We start from the raw sequence: 24,277 nt of genomic DNA, 5'->3' as shown, positions 1-24,277 counted from the left end.
TAGCGTACGCTCAGGCGCGGTTCCCGGGCTGGAACTTCGGGACCCGCAGCGTAATCAGGGTGCCGGCGCCGGGGGCGGTGTCGATGATCAGGCCGTGGTCGTCGCCGTACACCTGGCGCAGCCGCGAATCGACGTTGCGCAGGCCCACGTGGACCCCGTCGGCGTGGCCGGCGAGGACGGAGCGGAGGTGATCGGGCTCGATGCCCACACCGTCGTCCTCGACGGTGACCTCCGCGAAGGTCCCGGCGTCGCGGGCGGTGATGGTGATGTGCCCGGTGCCTTCCTTCGACTCAAGGCCGTGCCGCACCGCGTTCTCGACGAGCGGCTGAAGGCTCAGAAACGGGATGACCGTGCCCAGCACCTCCGGGCCGATCTCAAGCCGGACCTTCAGCCGGTCGCCGAAGCGGGCGCGCTCAAGGAGCAGGTACCGGTCGATGCTCCGGAGTTCCTCGGCCACAGTGGTGAAGTCGCCGTGGCGCCGAAAGGAGTAGCGGGTGAAGTCGGCGAACTCGACGACGAGGTCCCGGGCCCGCTGCGGGTCGGTGTTGATGAACGAGGCGATGGCGTTGAGCGAGTTGTAGATGAAGTGCGGGCTGATCTGGGCGCGCAGCGCCCGGACCTCGGCCTCGATCAGCAGCCGGCGCGAGGAGTCGAGTTCCGCCAGTTCCACCTGCGTCGAAACCCAGCCCGCCAGTTCGTTCGTTGCGCGCACCAGGCCGGCATTGGCCTCTGCGGCAAAAGCGCCGACGGTCCCGACCACCCGCTGGTCCACCCGGATCGGTGCGACGACGAGCTCGCCCAGGCCGGTGATGCCCGCCTGCTCCAGCTGGGGCCGGCGCACGATCTGCGTGCGTCCATTCGCCAGCGACCCGCCGATCGCGTCCATCACCCCGGCCGGAAGAGTGCGTGCGCCGTCCCAGCCGAGCACGGCCGCCTCATCGGTGATCATGAGGGTGTCGCACCGCAGCAGGCCCCGGAGGTGGCGGCTCGCCTTGGAGGCCCCCGCCGGGGTCAGTCCCTCCCGCAGGTGTTCGGAGGCGAGCGCTGCGGTGTGGAGGGTGGTGTAGGTGGCGCGGTCGGCGTCGGATCCGAGGTCCCGGAAGGAGCGGGACAACCGGAACCCGACCGAACCGACGACCGCGAGGGTGATGGCGGCGACGGCGAACACCAGGGCGGTGTCGACGGCGGGGCTGACCATGGCTCTACAGTAACGGCTCGGTCGACGACGGGCGGCGGGCCCGGCGGGTTGGCGGCCGACGGGCCGGCAGCTGAAGGCCGGCGCCGATTCCACAATTGGCAACGCCGCTCTGACACGTCTCCTCTGGCATCCCGGCCTGGCATCCCGGCCCGATATCCCGGCACTGACATCGAGCCTTTGACCGTTCGGCGCAGCGCGCCGCCCATTGGGCGCGGGGGCATTGCGCAGTGCTGGAAAAGCGCGCCGGCAGGAGTGAGAGTGAGTGAAGTCACATCGCAGGTCGACCCTGCCCGGCAATGCCGCCGGCACAGCAGGGAAAAGTCCAAGCAGAGGAGGAACAATGGGTTCGCACCCAATCGAACCGGACGGGGGATCGCCGGGCCCCGACGGCGGAACTCCGGAGACCGGCCGGACCGACGGCGCCCCGGCACACCAGGGGGCCCCGGCAGCCGGTGCCCACACCGCAGGTACGGCCAACCAGCCGGCCGTCGACTTCACGGAGGTCCAGGAGGGCGAGCAGTTCCGTGAACTGCGCAAGCGGCACCGCAGCTTCGTCTTCCCCATGGCCGTGGCGTTCCTGCTGTGGTACTTCGCCTACGTGCTGCTGGCCGACTACGCCCACGAATTTATGGCCACCCCGGTCTTCGGCAACGTCAATATCGGCATCCTCCTCGGGCTGGCGCAGTTCGTCAGCACGTTCGCCATCACCATGTGGTACGTCAGCTACGCCAACCGGCGGCTCGATCCCATCGCGGCCAACCTTCGGCACGAGCTTGAGAGTGCCGCCCCCGAAGCATTCAGCGATCCGACAGGCGGGAAGAAATGATCAGTCCCCTCTCTGCAGGTCCGTTCCTGCCCCTGCAGACCACCGAGTCGACCCGCGTCGGCGAGCCGTGGCTGAACATCACGATCTTCGGCCTGTTCGTCGCAATCACCCTGGTGATCGTGCTGCGGGCCAGCCGCAACAACAAGACCGCTGCCGACTACTACGCCGCAGGCCGCTCCTTCACGGGCCCGCAGAACGGGACGGCGATCGCGGGGGACTACCTCTCCGCAGCTTCCTTCCTGGGTATCGTCGGCGCCATCGCCATCAACGGCTATGACGGGTTCCTCTACTCCATCGGCTTCCTCGTCGCCTGGCTCGTGGCCCTGCTGCTCGTTGCGGAACTGCTGCGCAACACCGGCAAGTTCACCATGGCCGACGTCCTCTCCTTCCGCCTCCAGCAGCGACCGGTCCGCATCGCGGCGGCCATCACCACCCTCGCCGTGTGCTTCTTCTACCTGCTGGCCCAGATGGCCGGTGCCGGCGGCCTCGTCTCCTTGCTGCTGGGCATCGACGACCGCGTCGGCCAGTCCCTGGTGATCGCCGTCGTCGGCATCCTCATGATCATCTACGTCCTGATCGGCGGCATGAAGGGCACCACCTGGGTGCAGATCATCAAGGCCTTCCTCCTGATCACGGGTGCGTTCATCATGACCGTGTGGGTCCTCGCGATCCACGACTTCAACTTCTCCACCCTGCTCGGCGCGGCCATCGAAACCTCGGGCAACGCGGCGATCACCAGCCCGGGCCTGCAGTACGGCCTGACCGGCACCACCCGCCTCGACTTCATCTCCCTGGCGCTCGCCCTCGTGTTCGGCACGGCGGCCCTGCCGCACGTCCTGATGCGCTTCTACACGGTGCCGACGGCCAAGGAGGCCCGCCGCTCGGTGGTGTGGGCCATCTGGCTCATCGGCGCGTTCTACCTGTTCACCCTCGTGCTGGGCTACGGCGCCAGCGCCCTGATCGGTGCCGACCGTATCGTCGCGGCGCCAGGCGGTGTCAACTCGGCGGCCCCGCTGCTCGCCTTCGAGCTCGGCGGACCGCTGCTGCTGGGCCTGATCTCGGCCGTCGCCTTCGCCACGATCCTCGCCGTGGTCGCAGGCCTGACCATCACGGCGGCGGCGTCGTTCGCCCACGACATCTACGCGAACGTCATCCGCCGCGGCAATGTCGACCCGGACGGCGAGGTCAAGGTCGCACGGCGCACCGTCGTCGTCATCGGCCTGCTCTCCATCCTCGGCGGGATCGGGGCCTCCGGTCAGAACGTCGCCTTCCTGGTGGCCCTCGCCTTCGCGGTCGCCGCGAGTGCGAACCTGCCGACCATCCTCTACTCGCTGTTCTGGCGGAAGTTCAACACCCAGGGCGCCATGTGGAGCATGTACGGCGGCCTCGGCTCGGCGATCCTGCTGATCGCGCTGTCCCCGGTGGTATCGGGTGGCGAGACGTCGATGATCAAGGGAGCCGACTTCTCGATCTTCCCGCTCAACAACCCCGGCATCGTGTCGATTCCGCTGGCCTTCTTCCTCGGCTGGCTCGGGACCACGCTGTCCAAGAGGACCGAGGATCCCCTCGTCCAGGCGGAGATGGAGGTCCGCTCGCTCACCGGTGTGGGCGCCGAGAAGGCGGTCGACCACTAGGGCGCGGGCAACCATCTCCCCGACCAGCATCGACGAAGGGCCGCAGCACCAATGGTGGTGCTGCGGCCCTTCGGCGTCCGGGCGGCAAGGGCCGTACCGGCCCGTGCCGTGTCCGAGCTAGTCGCTGGGGCTGATATCGGTGGTGAGGTCCTCCTCATCGCCGGACTCGCGGTCGGCCTCCTCGGCCGGGCCAGCAGCGACGTTGAGCCCGGGAGCCTCCTCGGGCTGGCCCGCCTCATCAGCGCCGCTGAAGTCGAAGTCGAGGTTGGCAGAGCCATCCGCGTCGTCGGCAGGGGCCGTCTGTTCGGTCCGTTCGCGGGGCACGGGGTTGGCCCCCTGGCTGAGTCCGTCACGGACCGGGCTCGACGGATCTTCTGATTCGGGGGCCATGATCTACTCCTTCGCAGGCGTGGTTGCACCTGTGCAGTGCGCCGTTCCGCCGGGACACCCGGCGGTGTTTCGACCCTAGCCCCGGCCGGGATGAACCAAAAGGGAAAAGAGAAGCGTGCCCGCCGGTGCCCGCCGCAGTAGGGCTCCGCCGAGGCATCCGGGTGCCACCGCCGCCTGCCGGGGCATCGGTCAGGACGGCGGGCGCGGCCCACGGTGCAGCAGGGGCTCGACCCGGAAGGGAACGAGTTCACCCATCGCCAGGGACGTGTCGCAGCGTTCGACGCCGTCGCAGGCGAGGATCTTCCCGTTCACCCGGAACAGGTCCTCGGCGTCCGCCGAGACGACGCGCACGAGGATGTCGGCCTGCCCGCTGAGGCCGTAGGCCTCGATCACCTCCGGGATCTCGCTGATCCGGGCGGTGATTTCGGCGAGCTTCTGCTGCTGGACGTGGACATGGATGAAGGCCATCAGGGGATAACCCAGGGCGGCGGGATTGATGCGCCGTTCGAAGGAGAGGAAGACCGACTTCTGCTCGAGCCGGGTCATGCGGGCCTGCACCGTATTGCGTGAGAGCCCCAGTTTTTCGGCAAGGGCGACGACGGTCCGCCGGGGGTCCTTGGCCATCGCGAGGAGCAGGCGGAGATCGGTGCCATCGAGGGGTTGCATAGTGCGCAACGATAACACGTCTGGACCGCCGGAAATAGAGCATAATGCTCAACGAATAACATTTCGGTTGTGCCACCTGTGGTGTGTGAGTAGGGTCACAGGTACTTCGGGTAATGGCGCCCGGGGTGTCCTGGAGGTGCTGAGGCGCCGCGGACGGACCGGCCTGACAGTGAAGGCGAAGTGCAATTGTGGCTCTGAAAAATATCGAATCCGTTCCCGGCGGCCCGGGGGAGCCGGGCTCCGGACTCATCCAGCTGATCACCGCCGACGGCGTCCGCGTTGCGGAACCGGCCTACGACGCGCTGGTCGCCGATATCGACGGCGCCGCGCTGCAGGGCCTCTACGAGGATATGGTCGTCGTCCGCAGGATCGACTCCGAGGCCACGGCGCTCCAGCGCCAGGGCGAACTGGCCCTGTGGCCGCCGCTGCTGGGCCAGGAGGCGGCGCAGATCGGCTCGGGCCGCGCGCTGCGCAGCGATGACTTCGTCTTTTCGAGCTACCGCGAGAACGCCGTGGCCTACTGCAGGGGCGTGGACCTCACCGACATCCTGCGCGTCTGGCGCGGCAACGCCTCCTCGGGCTGGGACCCCTACGCCATCAATATGGCCACCCCTCAGGTCATCATCGGAGCCCAGACCCTCCACGCCACCGGTTACGCGATGGGCATCCTCAACGACGGCGACGACGCCGTGGCGGTCAGTTACTTCGGCGACGGCGCCACGAGCCAGGGCGACGTCAACGAGGCGATGGTCTTCGCCGCAAGCTTCCAGGCCCCGGTCATCTTCTTCTGCCAGAACAACCACTGGGCCATCTCCGAGCCCGTCGGTCTCCAGGCCCACGTGCCGATCGCGAACCGCGCCCCCGGCTTCGGCATCCCCTCCGTGCGGGTCGACGGCAACGACGTGCTCGCCTGCCTCGCCGTCACCCGCCAGGCGCTCGCCCGGGCACGCTCCGGCGGCGGCCCGACCTTCATCGAGGCGGTGACCTACCGGATGGGCCCGCACACCACGGCGGACGACCCCACCCGGTACCGCGACGCCAACGAACTGGAGGACTGGGCCGCGAAGGACCCGCTGAAGCGCCTCGAGGCGCACCTCGACTCTCAAGGCCTGTTCGATGAGGCCTTCACCGCCACCGTGAAGGCCAAGGCCGATGCGGTCGCCGCCGAGCTGCGCGCCGGCTGCCTGGGCATGTCCGAACCGGCACCGTCGGACGTGTTCAAGCATGTCTACAGCACCCCGAACTCCTGGCTTGACCGCCAGCAGGACCACTACGAGCGGTACCTTTCATCCTTTGCCGACAGCGCATCCTCCGACGGGAACTCCTGATGTCCACTCTTACCTTCGGCCGGGCGATCAACGCGGGCCTGCGCCGGGCCATGGACAACGATCCCAAGGTGATCCTCATGGGCGAGGACATCGGCAAGCTGGGCGGCGTCTTCCGCATCACCGACGGACTGCAGAAGGACTTCGGCGCCCACCGGGTCCTTGACACTCCGCTCGCGGAGGCCGGCATCATGGGCACCGCCGTCGGCATGGCCTACCGCGGCTACCGGCCCGTCGTCGAGATCCAGTTCGACGGCTTCATCTACCCTGCGTTCGACCAGATCGTGTGCCAGGTAGCGAAGATCCACTACCGCACCCAGGGCGCGGTGAAGATGCCGATCACCATCCGGGTTCCCTTCGGCGGCGGCATCGGTTCCCCGGAGCACCACTCGGAATCGCCCGAGGCCTACTTCACCCACACCTCCGGCCTGCGCGTGATCAGCCCGTCGAACCCGCAGGACGCCTACACGATGATCCAGCAGGCCATCAGCTCCGATGACCCCGTGCTGTACTTCGAGCCCAAGCGCCGCTACCACGTCAAGGGCGAGGTGGACGAGGGCTCCGACCCGGCGGCCTCGAGCATGGAAAAGGCACGCGTCGTCACCGAGGGCTCCGACGTCACCCTGGTGACTTACGGGCCACTGGTTCCCACCGCGCGCGACGCCGCAGTGGCCGCCGGCGACGACGGCGTCTCCGTGGAAGTCATCGACCTGCGCTCGCTGGCACCCATCGACTTCGAGACCGTCGAAACCTCCGTCCGGAAGACCGGGCGCCTCGTCATCACCCACGAGGCCGCGCAGTCCGGCGGCCTCGGGGCGGAGATCGCCGCGAGCATCACCGAGCGGTGCTTCTACCACCTTGAGCACGCGCCGGTCCGGGTCACGGGGTTCGACATCCCCTATCCGTACTCCAAGCTCGAATTCCACCATCTGCCGGACCTCGACCGCATCCTCGACGGCGTCGACCGCGTGCTCGGCCGGCCCAACTCTCTGAGCGGACTCGAAAGGTAGTGGCAGGCGTGATCAAGGAGTTCCGGCTTCCGGACCTGGGCGAAGGCCTCACGGAATCTGAAATCGTCAACTGGCATGTGGCGGTGGGGGACACCGTCGAGCTGAACCAGATCATTGCCGATGTGGAGACCGCAAAGGCCGTCGTCGAGCTGCCCTCGCCCTACGCAGGGGTAATCGCCGAGCTTCACGAACAGCCTGGCACCGTCGTCGAGGTCGGCGCGCCGCTGGTGTCCTTCGAGGTGGCCGGGCCCGCGGGAGCGCCCTCCTCCACCGGCAGCGCCGCGCCCGCCGGGGACACAGGCGCCCCCGCCAAGCGTGAGCCGAACCTCGTCGGCTACGGTGCCGCTGTCGAGAAGGGCGGGCGGCCCGAACGGCGCGCCCGGCGCTTCGAGGCCCAGCTGTCGAGTGGGGCGAATCCTGCCGGAGGATCCGCCCTTCCCGGGTTGGCCGCAATTCCCGGGTCCGTGCCGATGATCGAGGCCGTTCCTGCCGTCCCTGCCCGCCCTGCCGCCGAGGCCGCTGCCGTGGCGCCTGCCCTCGAATCCGCCGGTCCGCATTCCGCCTCCCCGGTCCTTCCAATGATCAGCAGGGAGCGTCCGCGCTCGACTCCTCCGGTACGGAAGCTCGCACGCGATCTCGGCATCCGCCTCGAGGGAGTTCCGGGCACCGGACCCGGCGGGCTGATCACCCGGGACGACGTCCTGGCAGCCGCGCAGCCAGCTTCCGCGTCGGGTGCGGGCAGCGTCGCGCTGGCATCGGTCATCCCCTCACCGGCCACCTCCTCACCGGCCGGAGCGCGGGAGGCCGCCCGGGAGACGCGCACGCCGATCAAGGGGATGCGCAAGCACACGGCGGCGGCCATGGTGGCCAGCGCCTTCACCGCGCCGCACGTGACCGAGTTCCTGACCGTCGACGTCACTCCCACCATGGAACTCATCGGCCGGGTCAAGGAATCGAAGGTGTTCGCGGGTGTGCGGATCACGCCGCTGACAATCGTCGCGAAGGCCGTGTGCATCGCCCTGCAGCGCAACCCGACGCTGAACTCCCGCTGGGACGAAGCCGCCGGGGACATTGTGCAGTTCAACTACGTGCACCTCGGCATCGCCGCCGCAACCCCGCGTGGACTGCTCGTGCCCAATATCAAGGACGCCCACGACCTCAGCCTGCTGGAACTGGCGGGAGCGCTGACGGGCCTCACCGAGCGCGCACGCGCCGGTAAGACGGGGCCGGCGGACCTTTCGGGCGGCACCATCTCCATCACGAACATCGGTGTCTTCGGCATCGATGCCGGAACGCCGATCCTCAACCCAGGGGAAGCGGCGATCCTTGCCATGGGAGCCGTCCGCCGCATGCCCTGGGAATACGAGGGTCAGATCGCGCTGCGGTCCGTCATGACCCTGAGCCTTTCCTTCGACCACCGACTGGTCGACGGCGAGCAGGGTTCGCGGTTCCTCGCCGACGTCGGCACCGTCCTGGCCGACCCGGGGATGGTCCTCACGATGGTATGACGGCCGTCGCCGCACACCGCAGGGGCCCGGCGCGGCCCCTGCAGGGTTCGGCGCGGGATCCGCGGGCGCGGGCTCCTGCCGGAAAGGTAACTACCCAGCAAAACCGTGGCGTTCGAGGCGGCTGAGTTGACGGCGGGGAGTAGAGTCGGGAACCAGCAGAAGGGCATCGGTTGAACACCGGCCCCGCCTGCGTGGAGGTGCGTGCTCCGCCCGGAGCGGGCAGGGATGGCACCGGGTGGCTCCAGTCCACCAATACCTTAATATCCACCATTGCAGCAGCCGATGCGCCGCGGATCGTCCTACAATCGACTGCGCAACGGGCCTGGACGTGGGGACCGGTCGGCGACGGCGGATGACCAGAACGGCAGCAGAGACGGGGGCGGACGGTGATTGAGACGAATTCCCAGGCGGGGGACCAGCCGCGCGGTATGGGGGACCTCGCTGATCAGCTGGGCCTGCTTGCGCGTGAGATGCAGAAGGAGCAGGACACCGAGGCGGTCCTCGAAGACATCGTGCGGGCGGCGATCCGGTTGATCCCCCAGGTGGCGCACGCGTCGATCAGTCTGGCGAGGGCGCGTCGGACGGTGGAGTCCCGTGCCGCATCCGGCGACCTGCCCCGCAGGGTCGACGCAGTCCAAAGCGAAACCGGTCAGGGTCCGTGCCTTGATGCCGCCTATGAAGAGCAGATGGTCAGGGTTCCTGACCTGGGCAGCGAAACGCGCTGGCCCAGGTTCGCCCGGCGCGCCTGGGAGCTGGGCGCCCGGAGCATGCTGTCGTTCCAGTTGTTCGTTGAGGGCGACAGCCTGGGGGCGCTCAATCTCTATGGCGCCGAGGTCCACGCTTTCGATGACGAGAGTGAGCAAATCGGGCAGCTGGTCGCCGCCCATGCCGCCGTCGCGTTCGCCGGTGCCCTGGAGATCAGCCAGCTCAATGAGGCCCTCGTCAACCGGGATGTGATCGGCCAGGCCAAGGGAATCCTGATGGAACGCTTCAAGATCAGTGCACCGCAGGCCTTCGTTCTGCTCTCGGCGGTGAGTTCAACGACGAACACAAAGCTTCAGGTGGTCGCCGAACAGCTGGCCAGCACCGGCGATATTCGGGTGAACGGCCGCGGCAACGGCCACGCGCAGGCTGCAGCCGGAGGGTAGCGGCCGGCGGTCAGCTGTCTGTAGTCAGCTGTCGACGCGGGTGGTACGCAGCCGGGACCTCAACCGGGCACGCGGCGCGGGAGGCGACAGCCTGCCCAGATTCGAACGGTGTTCAGGGCTGTAGGGGGCACGGCAGCAGTGGTAGCTTCCCCCGGAAAACATGTCATCGATGAGCTCATTGACGGCCTGCGAGATGCAGTCACGCTCCTGCGAGGGGAGCTGGATCAGCCCATGCAGGTAGGCATCGACCTCAAGCTCGTCCATTGAGCCGCCCATGTTCAGGTAGTGCTGCACGACCTCGGCGAGCGACAGGCCGGAACACTCGAGGGCCTCGAAGGTGCGTTGGTGCTGCATGGGTCCCGTCCCTGGGGTGAGTCGGCGGCGAAAGCGGCCGGCGCCCCTGGATAAGGCCCCCCTGACCCGTCATTCGGGACTCCTGCTTTCCGTACCCTCCCATTGTGTTCCCCGCACCTCAAGGAGCCCCCGTGGAAAACCTATGGTTTACCTCAAGAATGCTCGGCCGGCGGCCCGCTCAGCCGCCGGCAGCGGCGAGGAACCGGTCGCGCTGATGGGGAAGGAGCAGGCGCAGGAACTGTGGGTTCTCCCGCAGGAATTCACGGGACTCCGCACAGTATGGGGCGATATCGAGGCGTCGGCGGTGGGCGTTCATCAGGACCGACTGCATCAGCACGGGTTCGAGACCCATGGATCGGAATCGGCGGTCGATGACTGCCTGGATCAGCAGGACCTCCCCGCCCCGCAGCTCGTATTTGACGTACCCTGCCATCAGGCCGTCCCGGTACAGCTCGAACCGCGAATACAGCACATTGTCACGGAATGTCCCCCGCTGGCCCGTTGATTCCACCGGTACCGGCGCCTGCGCCGTCTGTTCCCTGTGTTCCAGCTCCTCGACAAGGGCCTCGTAATGCTCCCGCACCTCAGGCGGCGGGTACGCGGTGTCCATCAGTTGGTAGGTCAGGTTGCACATGGTGCGAAGCTGCCGCGTGGGCAGGGTGGAAAGGTCCGTGGGGAACTGGGCCTCGCCTGCCGACGAGCCGGACACAGCCGCCGGCCGGGGGGTGTGTCCCCACAATGCGGCAGGGGCGTCGAGGTCGGGCGTGGGGAAATGAACATACAGAGCGTTGTTCATGAGAACTCCATGGTCGAGGGGCCACAGGCCTCCTGCTCGACCGGTCTCCTCAGTGTAGGTCGGAAGTCCGGAAAGGGAAAGGTCAGTTGGCTTATTAATTTCCCCACCGCCCGGAACTGCCCCCGCTATGGCCCCTGCCGGGCCCGGAACCGCTCCTCGTAGACGCGCTCCGCCTCCTCGAGGACGGCTGAATCGAGCTGCCCCCGAGGGCGGATGTTGGTCAGGAGCGGTTCGCAGTCCGGTCCGCGGCCGGCGCAGGTTCCGGTGAGGATCCAGGCATGGCGGTCCCGCTGCTCGCTCAGGTGCTTGTACTGGCAGATCTGGCGGGCCAGCCAGTCCTTCAACGGGCGGGTCCACCAGGCTTCCGGTGTCAGCGGATTCACCGAGAGGCCGGGGAGTGCCAGTCCGCTTTCGGTGTCGGTGCTCTGTGAGCCGGCATCCGCCTCATATCCTTGCGAGTAGCGCAGGCAAACGCCGTCCACCGTCGTAACCAGCCGCTCGAGTTCGGCCAGGTTTTTCACAAGGCTTCCTTCCGCCGTGGTTGTCATTGCCGCCCTTCGCGTCCGCCCATTGAGAGGAACTTCGGGCCGGCCCGCATTCGGCCCCAGGCAGTGCCGGCGTGCGTGGCGTGCCGGTGTCCGGCAACCGGTCGCCGGACACCCGTCACGACGCTGTCCGAGGCCCCTCCGATAAATTCCTAAGCATGCTTAGTAGATTTCAGATTGCTCGACGGCGCCGGCCCGGTCAAGGATTTTCCCAGCGGCCGGATTCGACTTGCGCGGGACTCTGGTCAGGTGGCGGATGGCTCCGGCTCCTGTCCGCATGCTCCACGCAGTTCGGACAGGGCGTCGTCGGGCACCGCGTCGCCGGACTCGGCCAGCCGATCCGCCGGCGCCAGAATCGCCTCGGGTACCCCGGCGGTTCGAGCGGGAGCGATGAGGCTGCCGAGGATTTCCTTGTCCCGCACGCTGACCAGGCCGTCCTCGGTCACCGAGCAGATCTTCTCTTTTACCTCACCTGTCGCGGCGGTAGCGGCCGACGACACGGCGTCCCGGGCTGTGTCCTCGACCTGGGAGCACGCTCCCAGCAGCGCGGCGAACGGAACGGCGAGCAGGGCGAGGCGCAACTGTTTCCGGCCGCGGGTGTGGGTCTGGACGGTCATCAAAGATTCTCCTCGGTTCTGCGGAAGGCCGGCACAACAGGCCGGACGCCGCGCAATAGGTTGATTTTACCTCTGCTGGGGAGGGTTCAGGTGGCCGGAACTGCCGTGATTTTTCCTTCCCGGAAGGCATCGACGAACAGTGAATGGTCCCGGCGGACCTCCGCCGCGTAGGCCGTGGCGAAATCGATGATGTCTTCGATGAACTCCTCCTCACGGCCCTCAAGCAATTCAATGATCGCAGTTTCGATGCGGAAGGGCACAAGATCGTGGTCGCTGTCCTCGTCGCTGGCACAGTGGATCTTGGCCGTGGCCTGGCCAAGGCTGGCCAGGACGGGTTCCATCTGGGACGGCTCCGTCAGGTCTTCCCAGTCGAGGTCCCGCTTGTAGGGGGAGAGTTCGCCGACGACGAAGGACACCCCGTCGATCGTGGTGTAGCCGAGGAACGGATCAGTGTGGGTCTGGAGTGAGCGCTGGCTGATGACTGCGCGGTGGCCGTCATCAATAAAGTAGGAGCGCACCCGTTCATCGGAGACGATCCGGCTGGGCGCGGCAACGTTCGACTGCTTCATGGTGAGGATGATGTCGTTTTCCTGGGCCTCGTCGAAGCCTTCGATGAGGACGTTGTAGGCGGGCAGGCCCGCACTGCCGATGCCGAAACCCTTCTTGCCGACGATTCCCTTCACCTGGTAGAACACCCGCCGCCGGGACCGTTCGCTGTCGGGAATGGTCGTCAGGTACTGCTCGAACGCGGCGTCCACCTTCCGGTACTCGGCCTCCTCAAGCGTGCGGATCGAGCCATCCTCGCGGAAGTGCCGTTCATAATCCTCGATCCGGGTCAGGGCGTCGAGCAGCGCGGTCCGTCTGGAGGCCCGGGCCTCCTGGAGGACGGCACGGACTGCCCCGTCGGTATTGGAAAGGCCGAAGGCGAAATCCTCATCTTCGGCACGAACATAGTCGCGCACCCGGTCCAGGTAGGCCTGCAGGTAGACCCGGGCGAGGTCGTGCACAGCCCGGGTGGGAAGTGCCTTCTGCCAGCACAGCAGGGCAAGGGACGCGGCGAAGCGGCGGAGGTCCCAGGAGAAATGGCCAACGTAGGCCTCGTCGAAGTCGTTGACGTCGAAGGTCAGGCGTCCTTCATTGCTCATGTAGGTGCCGAAGTTTGCGGCGTGCAGGTCCCCGTGAATCCACACGCGGCTCGTGCGCTCGTCGGCCCAGCGGTCCTCGAGGTCCGCCATATCGGCGTAGAAGAGCGCGGCACTGCCCCGGTAGAACGCGTAGGGGTCGGCGGCCATCTTCCGGAACCGGGCACGGAAAGCGTGAGGATCGGCCTCCATCAGTGCCTCATGGGCTTCGACCAGGGTGTCGATGATGAGCTGCTGGCGGCGCGTGGAGTCGACCATGGAGTCAGACTACCCGCGCTCCGCAGCCTTGCGCAGGGGGAAACGGCGGGTGCGCCACGTGGAAATGGCAGGTGCCGGATCGGTGGAGCCGGGCGGGGAGCCCGGGGTACGCTTCGTCCGGAATCTGGCGGTCGATGGAACCGGCCGGCCGGTCCTTTCCGGTCCGTGCAGCGGCCGGCCCCTGCCGGGCCGCGCGCAGGCCGCCCCGCGTACCCGAAGGAGAAGCATGGCGAAGCTGATCTACTCGATGATCACCTCGCTCGACGGCTACGCAGAGGCGGCGGACGGCGACCTCGGCGCCGGGGCCGAGGTTCAGGAGGTGCACACCTTCATCGGTGACATTTTCCGCCCCGTCCGCACCTTCCTCTACGGCCGGCGGATGTACGAGACGATGGTGTTCTGGCAGACGGCGCATACCCTGCCCGACGTTCCTCCGCACATCCTGCAGTACGCCCGCGACTGGCAGGCCGCGGAGAAGATCGTGTACTCCACGACGCTGGAGTCGGTGTCAAGCGCGAAGACCCGGATCGAGCGGACCTTCGATCCTGATGCGGTGCGCAGGCTCAAGGCTGAGTCCGACTCCGACCTCACCGTCGATGGCCCGAACCTCGCGGCCCAGGCGATCGCGGCCGGTCTGGTGGACGAGTACCACCTGTTCATCACCACGAGTGTGGTCGGAGGCGGCAAGCGGTTCTTCCCCGATGGCGTGAGGCTGGATCTCCAGCTGGTCGAGGAGCGCGCCTTCGACAGCGGACTGATCTACGCGCGCTACCGGACCCGCTGAGCCGCACCCGGCGGTGCCGCTGCCGGAGCCCGATCCTCCGCCGGTGACCTCTCCAGCAGGCGTCGCCACCCGATCGCGTGGAAGTCCTTTCCTGGCGATCCCGCCCGAGGCGGGACAGGTTGGCCGTGGATTCACGTGCTCGACCGGCTCCCTGGCGCGGCGCGCCGTAAGCGGCGCTTCATTGAACTCCGTTGGAGTGGATGCCATTCTCGACGGGTTGGAGCTAACGGCCGAAGAGAACGGCCGGAACTCACGGCCGGAGCTACCAGCGGGCCGTGCCGGCAGCTCGTGCCGGCCGGAGACAGGACGGGGATTCAGTGGTGGAGGATGGAGGGCGACCTCCCGGTGATCCGGTGCCCGATGGCGAACGGCAGCCGCTCGGGGCCGCGTTCTGGACGCTGTGGACCGCTTCGGGCTTCTCGAACCTCGCCGACGGCATCCTCAAGGTCGCCCTGCCGCTGATTGCCCTGCGCTTCACCGATTCCCCGACGCTGATCGCCGGCCTCGCCGTGGCCCTGTCGCTTCCGTGGCTGCTCTTCGCGCTCCCGGCCGGAGCGCTCGCCGACCGCGGCGACCGCCGCCGGATCATGCTCACGGCCAACACCGCTCGAGCCGCCCTTCTCCTCGCCCTCGTCGCTGCCCTGCTGTCGGGGGCGGAGCCGATCTGGGCCCTCTACATTGTGGCGTTCGGCATCGGCTGCTCCGAGACCGCCTACGACACCTCGGCCCAGTCAATCCTGCCGCAGGTGGTGCCCCGGCCGGTGCTCTCGCGGGCCAACGGCCGGCTCTTTGCAGTGGAACTGACGGCGAATCAGTTCATCGGGCCACCGCTGGGAGGAGCGCTCGTCGTCGTGGGGGCCACCCTGGCCCTGGCCCTCCCGGCGGCCCTGTGGGTCTGCGCGGTTGGCGCACTGCTGTTCGTACGCGGCAGTTTCCGGGTGGAGCGGACTACATCCTCCTCGATGCGTGCCGACATCGCCGAGGGGCTGCGGTTCCTGTGGAGCCGGCCGCTGCTGCGCACGCTCGCGGCGATGGTCGGGGGCTTCAACTTCGCCTCCAGCGCGGCGTTCACCGTCTTCGTGCTTTTCGCCGTCGGGCCTGGATCGGCCATGAAGCTTTCGGAGCCCGGTTTCGGGCTGCTGCTGACCTCAATCGCCGTCGGAAGCCTCCTCGGTTCGCTCGTCGCCGAAGGGATTGAGACGCGGCTGGGACGCTCCCGGTCCCTGGCCGTGGCGATCCTCGCGAGCGTCCCCCTCATCGGCATCCCGGCCGTGACCGCCGACCCGGTGTTCGTGGGCCTGGCCTTCTTCGTGGGCGGGGTGGCCATCGCCGTCTGGAACGTCGTCTCGGTCTCGCTGCGGCAGCGGATCACTCCGGACCGGCTGCTCGGACGGGTCAACAGCACCTACCGCCTGCTGGCCTGGGGCACGATGCCGGCCGGTGCGGCCGCCGGCGGGCTGGTGGCCCAGTACTTCGGGCTGACCACGGTGTTCGCCGCGATGGGCATCCTGTCCCTGGCGCTGCTGCTCGGCATGCGGGTGGTGACCGAACCGGCCATTGAGGCCGCGGAGCGCGACGTCGAAGGCGCCTGAGCGGGCGCCGCGGTGACGGACGGCAGCCCCGGACGGACCGCGCTGACGGACGGCGGGCCCGCGGAGTTGGCTGCCCGGCCGCGCCCCCGGCCGGCGCAGTGCGGTTCCGGCGGGCCTACCGTAGTTCGAGAATCAGTTCCTTGACCACTGCGCCGCGGGCGTTGGCGAAACCCTGGGCCTCGCCCACGCGCTGGAAGCCCCACCGCTCAAGAATGCGGATCGAGCTGACGTTGTCGACCACCGCCCGGGCGCGCAGGGGCCGTTCGGTCACCTCGGCGAGGAACTGGCCCACCGCCGCTGTCGTGATGCCCTGGCCCCAGCGGGCCTTGTCCACCCAGTAGCTGATTTCTGGGGTCTCCTCGTCCTTGTAGGCGAGGATGCTGCCGACGACCTCGCCGTCCGCGAGGATGGTGCGCACCGTGATCTTGGGGTTGTTGAGGATGTCCTGCCAGTGGTGGTCGAACACCCCGCGGTCCGATGGATTCTTCGCGGCGAAGGCCGCCATGTGGTTGGCGCTCGGGTCCAGCTGGTGGGTGAAGAACTTATCCAGGTCGGCGGCTTCAACGGGGCGGAGTTCAATCACGGCGGAACTTTCGGTTAGGAGGCACTGTCGGTTGGGAGGCACTGTCGGTTAGAAAGCACAGTCGGTTGGGAGGCACTATCGGTATCGGTAAGGAACCAGCGTACCTGCGGGTTCGGCGGATGCCGGGCTCAGGCGTTGAGTGCGGCCCACGCCATGTTCTCCAGCAGGAGGCGCAGGCCGCCGAGATCCCTGCTGCTCCTGCTGCCCTGGGTCGTGTGCGGGGTTGAGTTGATGAGCCCGAACACCGCGTGGGCCTTGCGGCGCAGCTGCACCAGGTCGGCGCCCGGAGTGCGGTCGGCCATCGCCTCGACCCACACCTCGAGGTAGCGGCGCTGCAGGGACCTCACCGTCTGGGCATCCTCCCTGGACAGGCTGCTGAGGTCGCGGTCCTGGACGCGGATGACGTTGGCATTGCTGAGGGCAAAATCGACCTGGAACTCGATGAGTCCGCGCAGTGCGCTGTCGGCGTCGGCGGAGTTGGCCAAGACGGCCCGCCCGCCGTCGAGAAGGTCTTCGCTCACTCCGGTCAGGAGAGCCGACAGCACTGCCGGCTTGCCGCTGAAGTGTCGGTAAACAGCTGGCCCGCTGACGCCTGCGGCAGCGCCGAGGTCCTCAATGGAGACACCGTTGTACCCGCGCTCCGCGAAAAGCTGGGCTGCCGCGCCCAGGAGGGCGGCGCGCCGCGAGGCCTTGGCCAGGCTGCGGCCCGTGACCCGGTCGACGGTGGGCGGTGATTCCATGACAATATCCCCCTGTTGGTGTGTGTGCTCTTATTGTGGTGGACAGGCCGGTTAATCGCCACTAACCTAAATTCGGTTAGCGTTTACTAACTTAATTCGTTTGAGGGAAGAGTCGATGGAGACGCTCACGTCGAAGGTGGACACCACCTCGCTGGAATTCTTGGAGAACGACGCCGCGCAGCGCCGCCTGGCCGGTGAGCTCGGCGACCGGCTCGCGGAAACCGCCCTGGGCGGACCGCCGCGGTCCCGCGAGCGGCACGTGGCCCGCGGCAAGCTCCTGCCGCGCGAACGCATCGACTTCCTGCTCGACGACGGCAGCCCCTTCCTCGAGATCGCGCCGCTGGCGGCCAACGGCATGTACGACGACGAGTCCCCGGGAGCCGGCGTCATCGCGGGCATCGGCCTGGTCCACGGCCGGCACGTCCTGGTCATCTCCAATGACGCGACGGTGAAGGGCGGTACCTACTACCCGCTCACGGTGAAGAAGCACCTGCGGGCCCAGGAGATCGCGCTCGAGAACAACCTGCCGTGCGTCTACCTCGTCGACTCCGGCGGGGCCTACCTCCCGAAGCAGGACGAGGTGTTCCCCGACCGCGACCACTTCGGCCGCATCTTCTACAACCAGGCCACCCTGTCGGCGCGGAAGATCCCCCAGATCGCCGCGGTGATGGGCTCCTGCACCGCCGGCGGCGCCTATGTCCCCGCCATGAGCGATGAAACGGTGATCGTCCGGAACCAGGGCACCATCTTCCTGGGCGGGCCGCCGCTGGTGAAGGCCGCCATCGGCGAGGTTGTCACGGCGGAGGAACTCGGCGGCGGCGAGCTTCACTCCCGGGTCTCCGGAGTCACCGACCACCTCGCGGAGAACGATCATCACGCCCTCGAGATCGTGCGTGACATCATCTCGACGCTCCCGGTCCAGCGGCCGGCCGAGGAAGCCGTTCCGGTGCAGCCCCCCGCCGTCGACACCGACGAGCTGTACGGTGCCGTGCCGGTCGACGTCAACGCCTCCTACGACGTCCGAGAGGTCATCGCGCGCCTCGTCGATGGAAGCCATTTCCACGAGTTCAAGCGTGACTACGGCACCACGCTGGTCACCGGTTTCGCCACCCTGCACGGGCACAAGGTCGGGATCGTCGCCAACAACGGAGTGCTCTTCAGCGAGTCGGCGCTCAAGGGCGCCCACTTCATCGAACTGTGCGACCAGCGCGGCATCCCGCTGATCTTCCTGCAGAACATCTCCGGATTCATGGTCGGCAGGGACTCCGAGGCCGGCGGTATCGCCAAGAACGGGGCCAAGATGGTCACCGCGGTGGCCACCTGCCGCGTTCCCAAGCTCACAGTGGTGATCGGGGGCTCCTTCGGGGCGGGCAACTATTCGATGTGCGGGCGGGCCTATTCCCCGCGCTTCCTGTGGATGTGGCCCGCGAGCCGCATCTCCGTCATGGGCGGAAACCAGGCCTCCTCGGTGCTCAGCACGGTCAAGCGCGACCAGCTCGAAGCGCGCGGGGAAGCGTGGAGCGCCGAGGAGGAAGCGGCCTTCACCGCCCCGATCCGGGAGCAGTACGAAGCCCAGGGAAGCCCCTACTACTCAACGGCCCGGCTGTGGGACGACGGCATTATCGACCCCGCCGACACCCGCACCGTCCTCGGCCTTGCCCTCGACGTGTGCGCCAACAGCCCGTTGCCGGAGACCTCCTTCGGCCTCTTCCGGATGTGAGAGAACTGCCCATGACTGCTCCCCACCGGCCGCCGTTCTCGACGGTCCTTGTTGCCAACCGCGGTGAGATCGCCTGCCGGGTGATCCGCACCCTGCGCTCCCTGGGCATCCGCTCCGTCGCCGTCTACAGCGACGCCGACGCCGGGGCCCGCCACGTCCAGGAGGCCGACACCGCCGTGCGGATCGGTCCCGCCTCCGCGGCCGAGAGCTACCTCAGCGCCGAGGCGATCCTCGCCGCCTGCCGGCGGACCGGAGCCGAAGCGGTCCACCCGGGCTACGGGTTCCTCAGTGAGAACGCCGGGTTCGCCCGGGCGCTGGCGGAGGAGGGCATCGTCTTCATCGGCCCCGACGTTCACGCCCTGAACGTGATGGGTGACAAAATCCGTTCGAAGAACCACGTGGCAGGCCACGGCGTGCCCGTGGTTCCGGGGCTCGCCGAGCCGGGCCTGACGGACGAGCAGCTGATCGAGGCCGCCGGAAGCATCGGCTACCCGCTGCTCATCAAGCCCTCGGCCGGCGGCGGCGGAAAAGGTATGCACGCCGTGTACGGGCCGGAGGAACTGCCGGCGGTGCTGCTGACCGCCCGGCGCGTTGCCGCTTCCGCGTTCGGCGATGACACCCTGTTCCTCGAACGGCTCATCCCCACGCCGCGCCACATCGAGGTGCAGGTGCTCGCCGACCAGCACGGGAACGTCGTCCACCTGGGGGAGCGCGAGTGCTCATTGCAGCGCCGCCACCAGAAGGTCATCGAGGAGGCGCCGTCGGCTCTGCTCACCGAGGCCACCCGGGCGCGCATCGGCGAGGCCGCCTGCAACGCCGCGCGCAGCGTGGACTACACCGGGGCGGGAACCGTCGAATTCCTCGTCTCGGATGCCTCGCCGGACGAGTTCTTCTTCATGGAGATGAACACCCGCCTGCAGGTGGAGCACCCGGTGACCGAGCTCGTCACCGGCGTCGACCTGGTTGAGTGGCAGGTGCGCATCGCCGGAGGGGAGGCGCTCGCCTTCGGTCAGGACGACGTCGTCCTCACCGGCCATGCCGTGGAGGCGCGGGTCTACGCGGAGAACCCCGAGGCAGGCTTCCTTCCCTCCTCCGGAACGGTGCTGCGCCTCGAGGAACCGGCGGGCGAGGGAATCCGGGTGGACAGCTCGCTGCTGCCCGGGCTCACCATCCCGGCCGCCTACGATCCGATGCTCTCCAAGGTGATCGCGTGGGGTGCCGACCGGACCGAGGCCCTCGACCGGCTCGACACGGCGCTCGCCTCCTCGGTGGTGCTCGGCATCGACACCAACACCGAATACCTGCGCCTGCTCATCGGCGACGAGGACGTCCGGGCCGCGCGGCTCGACACCACCCTGATCGAGCGGAAGCTGCCGGAGCTTGCCTTCCGGACGGTCACCGACGAAGAGCTCGCCGTCCTCGCTGTCGGCATGCTGGAGTCCGATCCGCAGGGCGCCGGGGGCTCTCCTGCCGCAGCGGGGGAGCTGCCGCCCTGGCAGCGCCGGGACGGCTTCCGGTTGGGCGTGCCCCAGCCGCGCCGGCTGAGCCTCGAGGTGGGCCCCGACGACGTGCGTGAGATATCGGTCCTGCCTACCGACTCCGCGAGGCCGGCTGGGACGTACGCGGTCGCCGTCGATGGCGGGCCGACCCGGACCGTCCGGCTCGATCCCGCAGGCGGCGCCGTCGTGGACGGCGTGCGCACCGGTGTGGCGATGGTGCACGCCGACGGCGTGTCCTGGTTGGGGGAGGACGGCTGGTCGGTCTCGGTGCGCGGGCTCAGCCGCAGCGCCCGTTTGCAGGCCCAGCTCGCCCTGGTGGCCCGCGCTGCCGGAACCGCCGATCCGCTCGTGCGCAGCCCCATGCCGGGCACCGTCGTCTCGGTGTCCGTCAGCGATGGGGACGCCGTCGAGGAGGGCCAGGTGCTCCTGGCCGTCGAGGCGATGAAGATGGAGCACCAGCTGCGGGCCGCCGTCGCCGGTACCGTCCACCTCACCCTGAAACCGGGAGATCTGGTGCGGGCCGATCAGGTGGTCGCGAGCATCCATGTCGAGGAGGCCGTCCCGGCAGCGGAACCCGCCGGGCGAGACGCGGCGGATCAGGACGCGGCGGATCAGGACGCGGCGGATCAGGACGCGGCGGATCAGGACGCGGCGGATCAGGACGCGGCAGATCAGGACGCGGCAGATCAGGAAACAGCAGCGCAGAAACCAACAGCGAAGGAAGTATCAGCACGATGAACTTTGAACTGTCTGAGGAGTACCAGGACCTCGTCGACACGGTGCGCGAATTCGCCGACGAGGTTGTCGCGCCGGTTTCCGCCAAGCACGACGAGGAGCACAGCTTCCCCTACGACGTGGTGAAGCAGATGGCTGACATGGGCCTGTTCGGCCTGCCGTTCCCCGAGGAATACGGCGGAATGGGCGGAGACTACTTCGCGCTGTGCCTCGCGCTCGAACAGCTCGCCCGGGTCGACCAGTCGGTGGCCATCACCCTCGAGGCCGGTGTCTCCCTCGGCGCCATGCCGATCTATCGGTTCGGCACCGAGGAACAGAAGCAGACCTGGCTGCCGTCGCTGGCCTCCGGCAAGGCCCTCGGCGGGTTCGGCCTGACCGAGTCCGAGGCAGGCTCCGACGCGTCCGGCACCCGCACCACCGCCCGGCTCGAGGACGGCCCGAACGGCCGCGAGTGGGTCATCAACGGCACCAAGGAGTTCATCACCAACTCCGGCACCGACATCACGAGCCTCGTCACGGTCACCGCGGTGACCGGCACCTCCGAAGGCCCCAACGGGACGGTGAAGAAAGAGATCTCGACGATCCTCGTTCCCTCGGACACCCCCGGGTTCACTGCAGAGAAGGCCTACAACAAGGTCGGCTGGAACGCCTCCGACACCCACCCGCTGACCCTGCGCGACGTCCGGGTGCCCGAGGCGAACCTGCTGGGTACCCGCGGCCGCGGCTACGCGAACTTCCTGCAGATCCTCGACGAGGGCCGGATTGCCATCGCGGCGCTGGCCACCGGAGCGGCGCAGGGCTGCGTCGAGCAGTCGCTGCGGTACGCCAAGGAACGCCAGGCGTTCGGCACCAATATCGGCTCCTACCAGTCGATCCAGTTCAAGATCGCCCGCATGCAGGCGCGGGCACACACCGCACGCCTCGCCTACTACGACGCCGCCTCGCGGATGCTCGCCGGCAAGCCGTTCAAGACGCAGGCCTCCATCGCCAAGCTGGTCGCCGGCGAGGCCGCGATGGACAACGCAAGGGACGCGACCCAGATCTTCGGCGGGTACGGTTTCATCAACGAGTTCACCGTCTCCCGGCACTACCGGGATTCGAAGATCCTCGAAATCGGCGAGGGCACCACCGAGGTTCAGCTCATGCTGATCGCCCGCGAGTTGGGCCTGTAACCTGCCAGCAATGGAGTTGAAGGAGACGCAGTGATCGACAAAGTTGTGGCAAGCGCGGCGGAGGCCGTCGCCGACATCCAGGACGGGGCGAGCCTCGCCGTGGGCGGGTTCGGTCTGTGCGGGATTCCCTCGGTCCTGATCGACGCCCTGCACGCCCAGGGCACCGGGAACCTTGAAACCATCAGCAACAACTGCGGGGTGGACGAATGGGGGCTCGGTGTCCTCCTGATGGACCACCGGATCCGCCGCACCATCAGCTCCTACGTGGGTGAGAACAAGGAGTTTGCCCGCCAGTACCTCTCGGGCGAACTGGAGGTTGAGCTGACCCCGCAGGGCACCCTCGCCGAGAAGCTGCGGGCCGGCGGCGCCGGCATCCCGGCGTTCTACACCACCGCCGGGGTGGGCACCCTCGTGAGCGAGGGCGGACTGCCGCAGAAGTACGACGCCGACGGGAACGTCCTCCTCTCCTCCAAACCCAAGGAGGTCCGGACCTTCGACGGCGTCGACTACGTGCTCGAGGAATCGGTGCGCCCCGACTTCGCCCTGGTCCATGCCTGGAAGGGCGACCGCCACGGCAACCTGGTCTTCCATGCGACGGCCGCGAACTTCAATCCGTTGTGCGCCCAGGCCGGGCGGATCACCATCGCGGAAGTCGAGGAACTGGTGGAGCCGGGGGAGCTCGATCCCGAACACATCCATCTCCCCGGGATCTTCGTGCAGCGGGTAGTGCACGCGCCCGGCGTCGAAAAGCGGATCGAGAAGCGCACCGTCTCGCTGTCGGCCACCGAACCATCACCAGCCAAGGAGGTCTGAGACGTGGCACTGACTCGAAATGAACTCGCCGCCCGGGTGGCCCGGGAGCTCGAAAACGGGCAGTACGTCAACCTCGGCATCGGGATGCCGACGCTGATCCCGAACTACATTCCGGAGTCCGTCGAGGTGGTGCTTCACTCCGAGAACGGCATCCTCGGGGTGGGACCGTATCCGACGGAAGAGCAGTTGGACCCCGACCTGATCAACGCCGGCAAGGAGACCGTGACTGTCAATGCCGGTGCGTCGTTCTTCGATTCGGCCGCGTCCTTCGGCATGGTCCGCGGCGGTCACGTCGACCTCGCCGTGCTCGGAGCGATGGAGGTCGCGGCCAACGGTGACCTGGCGAACTGGGTCATCCCGGGAAAGATGGTCAAGGGGATGGGTGGTGCCATGGACCTCGTGTTCGGCGCCAAGCGGCTGATCGTCATGATGGAGCACGTCGACCGTGCAGGAAATCCCAAGATCGTTGAACGCTGCTCCCTCCCGCTGACGGGCAGGGGCTGTGTCGACCGCATCATCACCGACCTCGCGGTGATCGACGTCGATTCAACGCGCGGGGGCGGAACACTTGTGCTGCGCGAAACGGCACCGGGCGTGAGCGTTGAGGAAGTTCTCGCCAGGACCGGGGCTCCGCTTGAGGTCCGCATCGATGGGTGAGCCGCAGGAGCCGGCGCCGGGCGAGGTGATCGTGCAGCGCGGGCTGTACTTCGATGAGCTGAGGACAGGGGTGAGGTACGCCCACCGTCCGGGCCGAACCCTGACCGAGGCCGACAATGTGCTCTTCACGACCCTCACCATGAACACGCAGGGCCTTCACCTCGATGCCGCCTGGTCCCAGGGCCAGCCCTTCGGCCAGCGGCTCGTCAACTCGATGCTCACCCTGGCGACGCTCGTGGGCCAGTCGGTGACCCAGCTCACCCAGGGCACCATCGTGGCCCAGCTCGGGCTGACGGACATCCGGTTCCCGCATCCGCTCTTCCACGGCGACACCCTGTACACCGAAACGGAGATCACCGGGGTGCGGGAATCGTCCTCCCGCCCTGGACAGGGCATCGTCACCATGGTGCACACCGGCCGGAACCAGGACGGTGTCGTCGTCGCTTCTGCGGAGCGCTCAGTGCTGATGTGGTCAAGGGCGGGACATGAGGCGTCAGGATCTGAGCCGGCGGGATCTGAGCCGGCCGGACCTGAAGCTATCGGGCATCAGGCGGCGGGCTCGTGA

At 67.9% G+C, this 24,277-nt stretch carries 24 protein-coding genes; 14 read left to right on the top strand and 10 right to left on the bottom strand.

What is annotated here, in order from left to right:
- Positions 1–10: 10 nt before the first annotated feature.
- A complete protein-coding gene (locus tag GVV86_RS07325; protein ID WP_159802311.1) occupies positions 11–1,198 on the bottom strand; it encodes a sensor histidine kinase in 1,188 nt (395 codons plus the stop codon).
- A gap of 340 nt (positions 1,199–1,538) precedes the next feature.
- On the opposite strand from GVV86_RS07325, the gene GVV86_RS07320 reads away from it, so the two are divergent.
- On the top strand, positions 1,539–2,024 hold the full coding sequence (locus GVV86_RS07320) for a DUF485 domain-containing protein (RefSeq protein ID WP_159802309.1): 486 nt from the start codon (positions 1,539–1,541) through the stop codon (positions 2,022–2,024).
- Entirely contained in the window at positions 2,021–3,658 is a 1,638-nt protein-coding gene (locus GVV86_RS07315) for a solute symporter family protein (RefSeq protein WP_159615945.1), read from the top strand. Before GVV86_RS07320 ends, GVV86_RS07315 begins: the two co-directional genes overlap by 4 nt.
- A gap of 117 nt (positions 3,659–3,775) precedes the next feature.
- Here the strand turns inward: GVV86_RS07315 and GVV86_RS07310 are convergent, their stop codons facing one another.
- Positions 3,776–4,048, bottom strand: coding sequence for a hypothetical protein (locus tag GVV86_RS07310; RefSeq protein ID WP_159615947.1), 273 nt, complete (start codon positions 4,046–4,048; stop codon positions 3,776–3,778).
- A gap of 189 nt (positions 4,049–4,237) precedes the next feature.
- Positions 4,238–4,714, bottom strand: coding sequence for an Lrp/AsnC family transcriptional regulator (locus GVV86_RS07305; RefSeq protein WP_133403273.1), 477 nt, complete (start codon positions 4,712–4,714; stop codon positions 4,238–4,240).
- Between the two features lie 188 nt (positions 4,715–4,902).
- Between GVV86_RS07305 and pdhA the strand changes: the two genes are divergently transcribed.
- From pdhA to GVV86_RS07285, 4 genes are all read left to right on the top strand, one after another.
- On the top strand, positions 4,903–6,042 hold the full coding sequence (gene pdhA, locus GVV86_RS07300; RefSeq protein WP_246669905.1) for a pyruvate dehydrogenase (acetyl-transferring) E1 component subunit alpha: 1,140 nt from the start codon (positions 4,903–4,905) through the stop codon (positions 6,040–6,042).
- Positions 6,042–7,049, top strand: coding sequence for an alpha-ketoacid dehydrogenase subunit beta (locus GVV86_RS07295; protein ID WP_159615949.1), 1,008 nt, complete (start codon positions 6,042–6,044; stop codon positions 7,047–7,049). Before pdhA ends, GVV86_RS07295 begins: the two co-directional genes overlap by 1 nt.
- Before the next feature lie 8 nt (positions 7,050–7,057).
- Entirely contained in the window at positions 7,058–8,557 is a 1,500-nt protein-coding gene (locus GVV86_RS07290) for a dihydrolipoamide acetyltransferase family protein (RefSeq protein ID WP_159615951.1), read from the top strand.
- Between the two features lie 386 nt (positions 8,558–8,943).
- Positions 8,944–9,705 (top strand): GAF and ANTAR domain-containing protein, encoded by a 762-nt coding sequence (locus GVV86_RS07285; protein WP_246669904.1) that lies wholly within the window; start codon positions 8,944–8,946, stop codon positions 9,703–9,705.
- A 24-nt stretch (positions 9,706–9,729) separates the two neighbouring features.
- Here GVV86_RS07285 and GVV86_RS07280 read toward each other — a convergent pair whose 3' ends face one another.
- From GVV86_RS07280 to GVV86_RS07260, 5 genes are all read right to left on the bottom strand, one after another.
- Entirely contained in the window at positions 9,730–10,059 is a 330-nt protein-coding gene (locus tag GVV86_RS07280) for a hypothetical protein (RefSeq protein WP_159802307.1), read from the bottom strand.
- Between the two features lie 178 nt (positions 10,060–10,237).
- Positions 10,238–10,855 carry an N-acetyltransferase gene (locus tag GVV86_RS07275; RefSeq protein ID WP_159802305.1) on the bottom strand — a complete coding sequence of 206 codons (618 nt, stop codon included), beginning with the start codon at positions 10,853–10,855 and terminating at the stop codon, positions 10,238–10,240.
- Positions 10,856–10,980: 125 nt separating this feature from the next.
- On the bottom strand, positions 10,981–11,376 hold the full coding sequence (locus tag GVV86_RS07270; RefSeq protein ID WP_246669903.1) for a DUF6098 family protein: 396 nt from the start codon (positions 11,374–11,376) through the stop codon (positions 10,981–10,983).
- Positions 11,377–11,645: 269 nt separating this feature from the next.
- The gene (locus GVV86_RS07265) at positions 11,646–12,017 is read right to left on the bottom strand and encodes a hypothetical protein (protein ID WP_246199574.1); all 372 of its coding nucleotides are present in this window, start codon (positions 12,015–12,017) and stop codon (positions 11,646–11,648) included.
- An 86-nt stretch (positions 12,018–12,103) separates the two neighbouring features.
- A complete protein-coding gene (locus tag GVV86_RS07260) occupies positions 12,104–13,417 on the bottom strand; it encodes a DUF2252 domain-containing protein (protein ID WP_159615959.1) in 1,314 nt (437 codons plus the stop codon).
- 226 nt (positions 13,418–13,643) lie between these two features.
- Here GVV86_RS07260 and GVV86_RS07255 point away from each other — a divergent pair, with 226 nt between their 5' ends.
- The gene (locus tag GVV86_RS07255; protein ID WP_159802301.1) at positions 13,644–14,201 is read left to right on the top strand and encodes a dihydrofolate reductase family protein; all 558 of its coding nucleotides are present in this window, start codon (positions 13,644–13,646) and stop codon (positions 14,199–14,201) included.
- Between the two features lie 353 nt (positions 14,202–14,554).
- The gene (locus GVV86_RS07250) at positions 14,555–15,793 is read left to right on the top strand and encodes an MFS transporter (RefSeq protein ID WP_159802299.1); all 1,239 of its coding nucleotides are present in this window, start codon (positions 14,555–14,557) and stop codon (positions 15,791–15,793) included.
- Positions 15,794–15,908: 115 nt separating this feature from the next.
- Here GVV86_RS07250 and GVV86_RS07245 read toward each other — a convergent pair whose 3' ends face one another.
- Positions 15,909–16,376 (bottom strand): GNAT family N-acetyltransferase, encoded by a 468-nt coding sequence (locus tag GVV86_RS07245; RefSeq protein ID WP_159615965.1) that lies wholly within the window; start codon positions 16,374–16,376, stop codon positions 15,909–15,911.
- A 128-nt stretch (positions 16,377–16,504) separates the two neighbouring features.
- A complete protein-coding gene (locus tag GVV86_RS07240; RefSeq protein ID WP_159615967.1) occupies positions 16,505–17,116 on the bottom strand; it encodes a TetR/AcrR family transcriptional regulator in 612 nt (203 codons plus the stop codon).
- A 115-nt stretch (positions 17,117–17,231) separates the two neighbouring features.
- Here GVV86_RS07240 and GVV86_RS07235 point away from each other — a divergent pair, with 115 nt between their 5' ends.
- From GVV86_RS07235 to GVV86_RS07210, 6 genes are read left to right on the top strand one after another with little or no spacing between them, the layout of a single operon-like run.
- Positions 17,232–18,836, top strand: a complete 1,605-nt coding sequence (locus GVV86_RS07235; RefSeq protein WP_159615969.1) for a carboxyl transferase domain-containing protein — start codon at positions 17,232–17,234, stop codon at positions 18,834–18,836.
- A gap of 11 nt (positions 18,837–18,847) precedes the next feature.
- Positions 18,848–21,073, top strand: a complete 2,226-nt coding sequence (locus GVV86_RS07230) for an acetyl/propionyl/methylcrotonyl-CoA carboxylase subunit alpha (protein WP_159615971.1) — start codon at positions 18,848–18,850, stop codon at positions 21,071–21,073.
- Complete coding sequence (locus tag GVV86_RS07225) at positions 21,070–22,242, top strand: acyl-CoA dehydrogenase family protein (protein WP_133403288.1); 1,173 nt, start codon at positions 21,070–21,072, stop codon at positions 22,240–22,242. The genes GVV86_RS07230 and GVV86_RS07225 overlap by 4 nt, the downstream gene beginning before the upstream one ends.
- Positions 22,243–22,272: 30 nt before the next feature.
- Positions 22,273–23,055 (top strand): CoA transferase subunit A, encoded by a 783-nt coding sequence (locus tag GVV86_RS07220; RefSeq protein WP_159615973.1) that lies wholly within the window; start codon positions 22,273–22,275, stop codon positions 23,053–23,055.
- 3 nt (positions 23,056–23,058) lie between these two features.
- Positions 23,059–23,712: a CoA transferase subunit B gene (locus tag GVV86_RS07215; RefSeq protein WP_159615975.1), complete on the top strand. Its 654-nt coding sequence runs from the start codon at positions 23,059–23,061 to the stop codon at positions 23,710–23,712.
- Positions 23,705–24,277: a MaoC family dehydratase gene (locus GVV86_RS07210; RefSeq protein ID WP_159615977.1), complete on the top strand. Its 573-nt coding sequence runs from the start codon at positions 23,705–23,707 to the stop codon at positions 24,275–24,277. The genes GVV86_RS07215 and GVV86_RS07210 overlap by 8 nt, the downstream gene beginning before the upstream one ends.

This window comes from Arthrobacter zhaoguopingii (assembly GCF_009828595.1).
Classification (GTDB): Bacteria; Actinomycetota; Actinomycetes; order Actinomycetales; family Micrococcaceae; genus Arthrobacter_D; species Arthrobacter_D zhaoguopingii.
This window is presented reverse-complemented; position numbering and strand designations above follow the sequence as displayed.

Bases quoted from the DNA above. Each gene is read 5' to 3' on its own strand.
- GVV86_RS07325 (WP_159802311.1), bottom strand. From the start codon at position 1,198: ATGGTCAGCCCCGCCGTCGACACCGCCCTGGTGTTCGCCGTCGCCGCC.
- GVV86_RS07320 (WP_159802309.1), top strand. From the start codon at position 1,539: ATGGGTTCGCACCCAATCGAACCGGACGGGGGATCGCCGGGCCCCGAC.
- GVV86_RS07315 (WP_159615945.1), top strand. From the start codon at position 2,021: ATGATCAGTCCCCTCTCTGCAGGTCCGTTCCTGCCCCTGCAGACCACC.
- GVV86_RS07310 (WP_159615947.1), bottom strand. From the start codon at position 4,048: ATGGCCCCCGAATCAGAAGATCCGTCGAGCCCGGTCCGTGACGGACTC.
- GVV86_RS07305 (WP_133403273.1), bottom strand. From the start codon at position 4,714: ATGCAACCCCTCGATGGCACCGATCTCCGCCTGCTCCTCGCGATGGCC.
- GVV86_RS07295 (WP_159615949.1), top strand. From the start codon at position 6,042: ATGTCCACTCTTACCTTCGGCCGGGCGATCAACGCGGGCCTGCGCCGG.
- GVV86_RS07280 (WP_159802307.1), bottom strand. From the start codon at position 10,059: ATGCAGCACCAACGCACCTTCGAGGCCCTCGAGTGTTCCGGCCTGTCG.
- GVV86_RS07275 (WP_159802305.1), bottom strand. From the start codon at position 10,855: ATGAACAACGCTCTGTATGTTCATTTCCCCACGCCCGACCTCGACGCC.
- GVV86_RS07265 (WP_246199574.1), bottom strand. From the start codon at position 12,017: ATGACCGTCCAGACCCACACCCGCGGCCGGAAACAGTTGCGCCTCGCC.
- GVV86_RS07260 (WP_159615959.1), bottom strand. From the start codon at position 13,417: ATGGTCGACTCCACGCGCCGCCAGCAGCTCATCATCGACACCCTGGTC.
- GVV86_RS07255 (WP_159802301.1), top strand. From the start codon at position 13,644: ATGGCGAAGCTGATCTACTCGATGATCACCTCGCTCGACGGCTACGCA.
- GVV86_RS07240 (WP_159615967.1), bottom strand. From the start codon at position 17,116: ATGGAATCACCGCCCACCGTCGACCGGGTCACGGGCCGCAGCCTGGCC.
- GVV86_RS07235 (WP_159615969.1), top strand. From the start codon at position 17,232: ATGGAGACGCTCACGTCGAAGGTGGACACCACCTCGCTGGAATTCTTG.
- GVV86_RS07230 (WP_159615971.1), top strand. From the start codon at position 18,848: ATGACTGCTCCCCACCGGCCGCCGTTCTCGACGGTCCTTGTTGCCAAC.
- GVV86_RS07225 (WP_133403288.1), top strand. From the start codon at position 21,070: ATGAACTTTGAACTGTCTGAGGAGTACCAGGACCTCGTCGACACGGTG.
- GVV86_RS07210 (WP_159615977.1), top strand. From the start codon at position 23,705: ATGGGTGAGCCGCAGGAGCCGGCGCCGGGCGAGGTGATCGTGCAGCGC.